The following is a 1,780-nucleotide window of genomic DNA, read 5'->3' as shown; positions in this document are numbered from 1 at the left end:
GCGGCGCGGCATTTAACGCGGTCGGCAAACCCGCCAAAAATAGCGCCGAAAAAAGTGCGGCGATAATTCTTTTCATATTTTTCCTTTTTTTGTTTTTGTGGATTTTACACTATTTTGGATAAATTTAAGGACTTTGAGCGGAGTTTGGACCGGCGGGCTGGCCAAAGCGACAAAATTTGAAATCTATAAATCTATTGCAAACAAAAGAGAGTTTAAAAATAATCAAATAACTGTCAAGAAAAGTTTTTAACGCAAATTTGATCTTGGAAGCTTTGGCGATACTATTGATCGCTTAATATTTATGTTTGGCTAGTATGAATATTATTGTTTTGATTTTTACTTTACTAGCTAAAAACGACATAAATAAAGCATGCAAACAGTCGCATCAAATTTAACTTTTTTAAAATTTACGAATAAGTTTCATTCAAGATTTGCTCTTTTTAAAATTTAAATTTAACCACAAAGTAGGCAAATAGCGGCTCTATAAACTAAATTTATCTCCGCCTCAAAATACGCGCTTTTAGCCAAATTTTATTTCTTGCTCAGCAAATCTCTCAAGCTTTCCTGTACATCTTTACCGCGCAGCATCGCCGCAACCTCGTTTACTATCGGCGTATAGATGCCCTTACCGGCGGCGATCTTTTCTATCGCGTACGAGGTATCCACGCCCTCTGCGACCTCGCCTAGATCGTTTAGGATTTTGTTAAGGCTCTCATTTTTAGCAAGCCCCAGACCCACGCGGTAGTTGCGCGATAGTACGGACGAAGCCGTGAGAAACAGATCGCCCGCGCCGCTAAGCCCCAAAAAGGTCTGCTGCTGCGCGCCGAAATACTCGCCAAACCTCGCCATCTCGACAAGTCCGCGCGAGATGAGGCTGGCGCGAGCGCTGTTGCCAAGCCCGAGCCCGTCGCAGATACCGCCTGCGATGGCGATGACGTTTTTGTATGCGCCTGCGATCTCAGCTCCGATAACGTCGCTACTGGCGTAGGCTTTGATATTTTGCGGAAAAAGCGCTGAAATCTCGCGGGCAAGGGCTTCGTTTTTGGAGTTTATCACGAGCGCGCACGGAAGATTGTTTTGTATCTCTTTGGCAAAGCTTGGACCCGATAAAAAGGCCAAATTTGCCGCGCTAACGTGCTGTTCGTAAATCTCATCTAAAAATCGTAAACTCGAAGTCTCAATACCTTTTGAGGCGACCAAAATTTTCTGTCCGAAGTTTTTAAAATACTCTTTTAGCCAACCGCTAACAGACTGAGAAGGTATGGCAACGACGAGCAAATCGCGCTTTAGCGCCTCGTCTAGACTCACAAAATGCGAACCCTCAAGCTGCCTGCGCGAGGTGATAACGCAGTCGTTTCTTTGCGAAAGCGCATGAAAAAGCGCGCTACCCCACTTCCCCGCTCCGATGATGGCTATTTTCATTTTTTCTCTTTTTTGTGATTTACGTTTATTTTAGCTAAATTGACAGACCCACTCGCAAGTCCAAACCTTACTTTTGCAAAAATTAAACGGATTAAAATTTGACCACGCCGCCAAATAACAGCGCAAGTAAAATTTAACCTAATTTTTCTTTTAAAAGCTCATTTACTTTTGCTGGGTTAAACGCGCCTTTACCCTCTTTCATCGTTTGTCCGACGAAAAATCCAAAAAGCTTGTCCTTACCGCCTTTATACTCGGCGACCTTATCGGCATTCACGCTTAAAATTTGATCTATTATCACTACAATAGCCGAGTCGTCGCTGACTTGTTTTAATCCCAATTTTTCGATGACGCCGTCTAC

1 protein-coding gene and 1 pseudogene are annotated in these 1,780 nt (G+C 43.3%); both read right to left on the bottom strand.

The annotated features are described in order from the left end of the window. Positions 1–531: 531 nt before the first annotated feature. Positions 532–1,422 (bottom strand): NAD(P)H-dependent glycerol-3-phosphate dehydrogenase, encoded by an 891-nt coding sequence (locus Q0314_RS01405; RefSeq protein ID WP_298055684.1) that lies wholly within the window; start codon positions 1,420–1,422, stop codon positions 532–534. Between the two features lie 133 nt (positions 1,423–1,555). Continuing rightward, positions 1,556–1,780: pseudogene (gatB, locus tag Q0314_RS01400) on the bottom strand (Asp-tRNA(Asn)/Glu-tRNA(Gln) amidotransferase GatCAB subunit B); the annotation flags it as partial.

The organism is uncultured Campylobacter sp. (genome assembly GCF_938040115.1).
GTDB lineage: Bacteria > Campylobacterota > Campylobacteria > Campylobacterales > Campylobacteraceae > Campylobacter_A.
Note: the sequence above shows the minus strand (reverse complement) of the source record. Positions and strands in the feature narration are given on the sequence as shown.

Bases quoted from the DNA above. Each gene is read 5' to 3' on its own strand.
- Q0314_RS01405 (WP_298055684.1), bottom strand. From the start codon at position 1,422: ATGAAAATAGCCATCATCGGAGCGGGGAAGTGGGGTAGCGCGCTTTTT.